At 67.1% G+C, this 7434-nt stretch carries 7 protein-coding genes and 1 pseudogene; 4 read left to right on the top strand and 4 right to left on the bottom strand.

What is annotated here, in order from left to right; translation table 11 throughout:
• Positions 1-2 precede the first annotated feature (2 nt).
• The 4 genes from B1A78_RS03810 to radA are packed head-to-tail and all read right to left on the bottom strand — an operon-like array spanning position 3 to position 4237.
• The gene (locus B1A78_RS03810) at positions 3-1886 is read right to left on the bottom strand and encodes a cation:proton antiporter (protein WP_077145682.1); all 1884 of its coding nucleotides are present in this window, start codon (positions 1884-1886) and stop codon (positions 3-5) included.
• Positions 1883-2311, bottom strand: a complete 429-nt coding sequence (locus B1A78_RS03815) for an iron-sulfur cluster assembly scaffold protein (RefSeq protein ID WP_077145683.1) — start codon at positions 2309-2311, stop codon at positions 1883-1885. The genes B1A78_RS03810 and B1A78_RS03815 overlap by 4 nt, the downstream gene beginning before the upstream one ends.
• Positions 2308-2865, bottom strand: a complete 558-nt coding sequence (locus B1A78_RS03820) for a CvpA family protein (RefSeq protein ID WP_144037673.1) — start codon at positions 2863-2865, stop codon at positions 2308-2310. The genes B1A78_RS03815 and B1A78_RS03820 overlap by 4 nt, the downstream gene beginning before the upstream one ends.
• A 10-nt stretch (positions 2866-2875) precedes the next feature.
• The gene (gene radA / locus B1A78_RS03825; protein WP_077145685.1) at positions 2876-4237 is read right to left on the bottom strand and encodes a DNA repair protein RadA; all 1362 of its coding nucleotides are present in this window, start codon (positions 4235-4237) and stop codon (positions 2876-2878) included.
• Positions 4238-4292: 55 nt separating this feature from the next.
• Here radA and B1A78_RS03830 point away from each other — a divergent pair, with 55 nt between their 5' ends.
• The 4 genes and pseudogenes from B1A78_RS03830 to B1A78_RS03845 form a co-directional block, all read left to right on the top strand.
• Positions 4293-4976 carry a DUF4197 domain-containing protein gene (locus B1A78_RS03830; protein WP_077145692.1) on the top strand — a complete coding sequence of 228 codons (684 nt, stop codon included), beginning with the start codon at positions 4293-4295 and terminating at the stop codon, positions 4974-4976.
• 47 nt (positions 4977-5023) lie between these two features.
• Positions 5024-5674 (top strand): fructose-6-phosphate aldolase, encoded by a 651-nt coding sequence (gene fsa, locus B1A78_RS03835; protein WP_077145686.1) that lies wholly within the window; start codon positions 5024-5026, stop codon positions 5672-5674.
• 70 nt (positions 5675-5744) lie between these two features.
• Positions 5745-6548 carry an enoyl-CoA hydratase-related protein gene (locus B1A78_RS03840; protein WP_077145687.1) on the top strand — a complete coding sequence of 268 codons (804 nt, stop codon included), beginning with the start codon at positions 5745-5747 and terminating at the stop codon, positions 6546-6548.
• 1 nt (position 6549) lies between these two features.
• Positions 6550-7434 (top strand): annotated as a pseudogene (locus tag B1A78_RS03845) (acetyl-CoA acetyltransferase); the annotation flags it as partial.

Raw genomic sequence — 7434 nt, forward strand, 5'->3', positions numbered from 1 at the left:
CGCTACGCGGCACCTTCGCCAACTTCCGCCTCGTCGCGCGCCGCCTTCGCCGCAGCCCGCGTCTCGCGCAACTTCTCGAGGATACTCGTCCCCTCGCGGCTCCCGCCCGGCTGGAACCGATGGTCCATGCCCGCCGACAAATCACCATCGACCATCTGCGCGCCCAGCCGGACCTCGTCGAGGTGGCGCAGCGCCGCCTCGACATCCTCGATCTCACGCCGGTCGATGTCGAGATGGGTCAGCGCCATCAGCCCGAGCGCGATCGAGCTTTCGAACACCTCGCGCACCGCGCCGCTCACCCCTGATCCGTCGATCGCCAGCAACTGGCGCCGGTCGAACACGCGCGTCAGTATCTTCGCGTTCGGGAAAGCCTCGGCCACCGGGCGCAGCGCCGCGGCGTCGACGCTGCGGTCGTCGATGCAATAGACGATCAGCTTGACCTCGTCGGCGCCCGCACGGCGCAGCAGGTCGAGCCGCAACCCGTCGCCGAAATAGACCTTGGTATCGAAGCGTTCGGACAGCTCGATCTGGCTCGGCTTCTTGTCGATCAGCGTCACCGAACAATCGACCGCGTGCAGCATCTGCGACACGATCTGGCCGAAGCGGCCGTAACCGATGACGAGCGCCGACCCGCGCGGTGCATGTTCGGGATCTTCGAGCAGCTTGCGGCTGGTGTCGGGCGCGAATTCCAGGTTGCGCGCGAACAGCATCAAAAAGGGGGTCGAGACCATCGACAGCGTCACCACCGCGCTGAACAAGCTGGCCGCCTCGGGCGCAATCAGCAGCGCGTCCGATGCCTGGGTGAACAGCAGGAAAGCGAATTCGCCGCCCTGGCTCAGCAACAGGCCGAGCCCGAGCGCCACCTTCCACGGTCGGCCGAACGCCCGCACGAGCAAGGTCAGCACCGCAACCTTCACCGCCACCAGACCCGCCGCCAGCGCGACCACCAGCAGCGGCCGCGCCATCACCGCCTCGATATCGAGGACCATGCCGACCGCCAGGAAAAAGAGCCCGAGCAGGATCAGGCGGAAGGGTTCGACATCGGCCTCGATCTCGTGCCGGTACGGCGAATCGGCGAGCATCACCCCCGCTACGAAAGCGCCCAGCGCGGTCGACAGGTGGAAACTGTGCATGAAGGCCGCGCTGGCCAGCACCGCGAACAGGCCGACGACGACGAACAATTCGCGCTCGCCGTAACGCCCGACCATCCGCAACAGCGGATTGATCACGAAGCGCCCGGCCAGAACGAGTACGATGATCGCCGCGACGGTATAGAGGGCCATTTGCCATCCCGGCGGCGCGGCAGGGTTCGCCGGTGCGCGCGAGAGCGCGGCGACGATTGTGATCATCGGCACGATCGCCAGATCCTGGAACAACAGGATCGAGAAGGCCTTTTCGCCGAACGGGGAGTTGATCGTGCCCGAACTTTTGAGCCCCGGCAGAACCTGCGCCGTCGAGGAGAGCGCAAGCGGCAGGCCGAGCGCGAGCGCGGCCTGCCAGCTGAAACCAAGCGTCGCAAAGATCAGCGCCGACAATATGATGCCGGTGACCACCACCTGCGCGGCGCCTAGGCCGAAGATCGCCCGCCGCATGTCCCACAGGCGCCGCGGATGCAGTTCCAGCCCGACCAGAAACAGCAAGAAGGCGATACCGATTTCGGCAAAAGCCAGCTTCGATTCGGCGCCGCCGACCCAGCCCAGCCCGTGCGGCCCGACCAGCGCGCCGGCGATCAGATAACCGAGCACCGCGCCCAGGCCGAGGCGGCGGAACAACAGGACGAAAAGCGTCGCGACTCCGAGCAGGATCGTCGCCTCGATCAGCGCCGCATCGGTTATCCTTTCCGCCGCCGCCTCGCTGGCCGCCGCCGCGAGCGCGAGCGATATCATGCGCGCGCCACCTGCGCCTCGAGCGCAGCGATCGCCGCATCGAAGGGCAGCAGGATCGCGCCGTGCCGCGCGGGATAATCCTTGGCCGGCGCCAGCAGGTCGAAGCCTGGCCAGTCGGGCCGATCATCGCCGCCGCCGAACCAGCCGGCGATGGCGGCGCGCGCGGCGCGGATGTCGCTCAGCCCTTTGCCCGTCGCATGACGCGCGAGAAGTGCCGCCGACGCCTGGCCGAGTGCGCAGGCTTCAACATGCAGGCCGATCGCCTTCACCAAACCGGCATCGTCGGTATCGAGATCGAGGATGATCCGACTCCCGCACAGCGGCGCGCGCAGCGAGGCGTGATAGGCCGCATCGGGCAGCGGCAGATATTCGGCGGTGGCGACCGCGAGCGACAGGATGTCGCGATTATAGAGCGGCGCGCTCATTTCGCGCCCGCGCTGGATGCGTCCTTGTTGCCATCGGATTCGGCGGCGCGCGCCTCGGCGCGGCGCTCCGCGATCACTTTGCTCATCGCCGCGCTCGTGGCATTAAGCGCCGGATAGGTGCGGCTGTCGGTCATCCACGCCGGGCGCTGCGCATTGCCGTAGCCGATGTCATACAGCAGGGTCACCAGCATGAAGCCGATCGAGGCGATCAGCAGCCCCTTCACCGCCCCGAACCCCGCACCCAGCCCGCGGTCGAACCCGCCGACGAGCGAGGCACGGCTGCGCCGTCCCATCGCGCGCGATCCCCATTTGGCCGCCGCGAACACCCCGCCGAAAACGATCACGAACGCCAGCACCGCGCCGCCGCCTTCGGTCCCGACCCAGCCGCTGACGAGGCTGGTCACCATGCCGTGAAACAGGCGCACCGCGAGGATCGCAAGCACCCAAGCGAGGAGGGTCGTCACCTCCTGCACCAGTCCGCGCGAAAAACCGAGTATCGCGCCGCCGCCGACGAGCGTCAGCACGATGATATCCAAAGCCGTCAAACTTCCCATTTGCCGGTCGCTAGTCGCGCCCGAGCATCAGGTCAACGAGTTCGCCGAGCCGGGCGAAACCGGTCACCGAAATCCCGCCGACGCCCTTCATCCCCTTCGGCCCCCAGCCGGTCGAGAAACCGAGCTTCGCCGCCTCGCGCAGCCGCAACGCGTCGTGCGCGACCGGGCGCACCTCGCCCGAGAGCGACAGTTCGCCGAACACGATCGCGTCGGCGGGCACCGGCCGCTCGCTGAACGCCGAGATCAGCGCCGCCGCGACCGCCAGATCGGCCGCCGGATCGGTCAGGCGATAACCGCCCGCAATATTGAGATAGACCTCCGCGCCGCCGAGTTGCAACCCGCAGCGCGCCTCCAGCACCGCGAGCACCATCGCGAGCCGCCCACTGTCCCAGCCGACCACGGCGCGCCGCGGGGTCGCCCCGCTCGCCAACCGCACGGTCAGCGCCTGCACCTCGACGAGCACCGGGCGCGTACCTTCCAGCGCCGGGAACACTACCGACCCCGGCACGTCGCGGCTGCGATCAGTCAGGAACAAGCTCGACGGATTGGCGACCTCGCCCAGCCCGCCCTCGCCCATCGCGAACACCCCGATCTCGTCGGTACCGCCGAAACGATTCTTGACCGCGCGCAGGATGCGATATTGGTGGCTGCGCTCGCCCTCGAACGCCAGCACCGTATCGACCATATGTTCGAGCACGCGCGGCCCCGCGATCGTCCCGTCCTTGGTGACATGGCCGACGAGCACCAGTGCCGCGCCGCTGTCTTTGGCGAAGCGGATCAGTTCCTGTGCCGAAGCGCGGACCTGGCTCACCGTCCCCGGCGCGCCCTCGATCAGATCGCTGTGCATCGTCTGGACCGAATCGATGACGACGAAATCGGGGTCGCTGCTCCCCAGCGTCGCAAGGATGTCGCGCACCGATGTCGCGCTCGCCAGCGCCACCGGCGCCTTGCCTAGCCCCAGCCTTTGCGCACGCAACCGCACCTGCGCCGCCGCTTCCTCGCCGCTGATATAGACGACCGACTTGCCCGCGAGCGCCAGCCGCCCCGCCGCCTGCAGCAGCAGGGTGGATTTACCGATCCCCGGATCGCCGCCGATCAGCGTCGCCGATCCCGCAACGAAGCCGCCGCCGAGCGCGCGATCGAATTCGGCGATCCCGCACAGCATGCGTTCGGGCATTATGCTGGCGGCGTCGAGCGTTTCGAGCGCGATGCTGCGCCCGCCTTTGCTGAGGTCATGCTTCGCCGAAAAGACGCTTTCACCCGCTTCCTCGACCAATGTGTTCCATTCGCCGCAATCGGTGCATTGTCCCTGCCAGCGATAGGTGACAGAGCCGCAATTCTGGCAGACATATTGACGCTTCGCTTTGGCCATGCCGCCCGCTTAATCGGAACAAAGGCGGAACGCTACTAGATTCGGGAGAATGACGATGACCGCTCTGCTCACCGAGCGCCGGACGCTGTTGTCGGGCCTCGCGCTTTCGCCGCTGCTCGCCCTTCCCGGCTGCGCCAGCTTGCCGGGCCGCAGCCTGACCGACGCGATCCGCGAATTGCTCAGCCTCTCGTCGCAGCGCGCCTTCGCGCTGCTGCTGCAGCCGAATGGATTCTACGACAGCCAGATCGCGCGTATCGACCTGCCGCCCGAGCTCGGCGGCACCGGCGCTTCGTCGACCCTATCGCGCGTGCTGTTATCGGGCGTGTTCAAGGACCGACTGACCCGGCAGGTGAACAGCGCGGCGAAGGCCGGCGCCGAACGCGCCGCGCCGCTCGTCGCCGACGCCATCCGCTCGATCAGCATCGCCGACGCCGCGGCAATCGTCCGGGGCGGCCCGACCGCCGCGACCGACCTGCTCGAACGATCGATGGGGCGCAGTCTGGTCGGCGCGATATTCCCCGGCATCGATCAGGGCCTGCGCCTTGCCGACAATGCGGTGGTGACCGAAGCCTTGCGCTTTACGACGGGCATCGACTTTCGCGGGCTGGTGCAGGACGTCAGCGACCGGACGCACGACGCCATCTATCGCGCGATCGGCCGCGAGGAAGCCGCGATCCGCGCCAATCCGCGCGAGACCGGCAGCCCGCTGCTCACCGCCGTCTTTGGCCTCGGCCGCTAGGCCGCTATAGGCATCTCACGAATCGCCCTCCCAACAGGAAGCCCGCCATGAAATTCTTCGCCGACACCGCCGAAATCGCCGACATCCAGGAACTCGCCGCGACCGGCCTGCTCGACGGGGTGACCACCAACCCGTCGCTGATCGCCAAATCGGGACGCGATTTCAAGGAAGTCACCCGCGAAATCTGCGCACTGACCACCGGCCCCGTTTCGGCCGAGGTTGTCGCGCTCGACCATGCAACGATGATGAAGGAGGCCGAAGTCCTCCGCAAGATCGCCTCGAACGTCTGCATCAAGGTGCCGCTGACGATCGACGGACTCAAGACCTGCAAGGCGCTGACCGGCGACGGCACGATGGTCAACGTCACCCTCTGCTTCTCGGCGGCGCAGGCGCTGCTCGCAGCCAAGGCGGGCGCGACCTTCGTCTCGCCCTTCGTCGGCCGCCACGACGACAATGGCTTCGACGGCATGCAGCTGATCTCGGACATCCGCCTGATCTACGACAATTACGGCTATGAAACCGAAATCCTCGTCGCGAGCGTCCGCCACGGCATTCATGTGCTCGAAGCCGCCAAGATCGGCGCTGACGTGATGACCGCGCCGCCATCGGTCATCAAGGGGCTGTTCAAGCACATCCTGACCGAAAAGGGCATCGAAGGCTTCCTCGCCGACTGGGCGAAGACCGGCCAGTCAATCTAACAGCGGTCGTTTACGGTTGACGTAAACGTCAACCTGCGTCGATACTCTCCCCGACAAAGGGAGAGATTCGATGACCGACACCACCGCCGCAGCCGTCCTGAGCGAACGCCAGGGCCATATATTGATCGTCACGATCAACCGGCCCGAGGCGCGCAACGCGGTCAATGCGGCGGTGCATGTCGGCATCGGCACCGCACTCGAGGACGCCGAGAACGACCCCGAAATCCGCGTCGTCATCATTACCGGTGCGGGCGACAAGAGCTTCTGCGCCGGCGCCGATCTCGTCGCCGTGTCGCGCGGCGAGATGCTATTTCCCGCGGACAAGGCGCAGCAGGCCTGGGGCTTCGCCGGCATGGTCGCGCACCCGATCTCGAAGCCGATCATCGCAGCAGTCAACGGTTTCGCCTTCGGCGGCGGCTGTGAGATCGCGCTGATGAGCGACATCGTCGTCGCCTCCGAAAATGCGCAGTTCGGGCTGCCCGAGGTCAAGGTCGGGCTGTTCGCCGCGGCGGGGGGAGCCTTCCGCATCGCGCGCCAGCTGCCGCAGAAGCTCGCGATGGAACATCTGCTCACCGGCGACCCCTTCGATGCCGCGACCGCGCACCGCTACGGCTTCGCCAACCGCGTCGTCGCGCCTGCCGAGCTCATGCCCACTGCGATCGCGCTCGCTGAAAAGATCGCGGCCAACGCCCCGCTGTCGGTGCAGGTATCGAAGCGCGTCGCGCTCGGCATCCACGAGGGCCGCATCGCCTCCGATGCCGCGGCGTGGGAAGCCAATACGCTCGAACGCAATATGCTGATGCGCAGCGAGGACGCACGCGAAGGCCCGCTCGCCTTTGCGCAAAAGCGCAAGCCCGAGTGGAAGGCGCGCTGACATGAGCGTGACCGATCCCGAATTGATCCCCGTCATTATCGGCGTCGGCCAGGTCAACGACCGCCCCGAAGACCCCGATCAGGGCCTCGACTCGCTCGGGCTGATGGTCGCGGCGCTTGAGGTCGCGGCCACGGATGCCGGCGTGTCGCTCGGCGAGATCGAGAGCCTCGCGATCGTCGACCAGATCAGCTTCCACAGTCTCGGCAAGCTGCCCGAACCGCTCGCCGCCGCGATCGGCGCCTCCCCGAAGATCAATTACCAGTCCGACGCCCCGCATGGCGACACCCCGATCCGCCTGCTGAACGAGGCCGCGAACCGCATCGGCGCGGGCGAAATCAAACTCGCCGCCATCGTCGGCGCCGAAGCACTGCGCACTGCCGCCGGTCGCGTCGCCAAGGCCGCGAAGGGCGAGGACAAGAGCTACAATGCCGTCCGCCAGGTCGCGACCCGCCGCGAACCCAATTATGCGCAGGTCCACGGCCTGTCGGCGCCGGTCGACGTCTATCCGCTCTACGAAAATGCGACGCGCGCCGCTTGGGGCCAGAGCCTTGAGGACGCGCAATATGAGAGCGCCGAAATCTGGTCGCGCTTCTCCGAAGTTGCCGCCGCGAACGACGGCGCATGGATCCGCAAACCCGCATCGCCCGCAGACATCCTAAAGGTCGACGAGCGCAACCGGCCGATCGCCTTTCCCTATTCGAAGCTGATGGTCGCCAATTCGTCGGTGAACCAAGGCGCTGGCTTCATCGTCACCAGCCTTGCCGAAGCGCGCCGCCGCGGCATCGCCGAGGACCGGCTGATCTATGTCGGCATGGGCGCCGCGGCGAAGGAGCCCGCGAGCATCCTCCACCGTGACCGCTACGACGGCAGCGTCAGCATGGAGACG

It is taken from the genome of Sphingopyxis sp. KK2, from assembly GCF_001990265.1.
In the GTDB taxonomy this organism is placed as follows: Bacteria; Pseudomonadota; Alphaproteobacteria; order Sphingomonadales; family Sphingomonadaceae; genus Sphingopyxis.

Coding starts and splice junctions, on each gene's coding strand:
- fsa (WP_077145686.1), top strand. CDS start 5,024: ATGAAATTCTTCGCCGACACCGCCGAAATCGCCGACATCCAGGAACTC.
- B1A78_RS03810 (WP_077145682.1), bottom strand. CDS start 1,886: ATGATATCGCTCGCGCTCGCGGCGGCGGCCAGCGAGGCGGCGGCGGAA.
- radA (WP_077145685.1), bottom strand. CDS start 4,237: ATGGCCAAAGCGAAGCGTCAATATGTCTGCCAGAATTGCGGCTCTGTC.
- B1A78_RS03815 (WP_077145683.1), bottom strand. CDS start 2,311: ATGAGCGCGCCGCTCTATAATCGCGACATCCTGTCGCTCGCGGTCGCC.
- B1A78_RS03830 (WP_077145692.1), top strand. CDS start 4,293: ATGACCGCTCTGCTCACCGAGCGCCGGACGCTGTTGTCGGGCCTCGCG.
- B1A78_RS03820 (WP_144037673.1), bottom strand. CDS start 2,865: ATGGGAAGTTTGACGGCTTTGGATATCATCGTGCTGACGCTCGTCGGC.
- B1A78_RS03840 (WP_077145687.1), top strand. CDS start 5,745: ATGACCGACACCACCGCCGCAGCCGTCCTGAGCGAACGCCAGGGCCAT.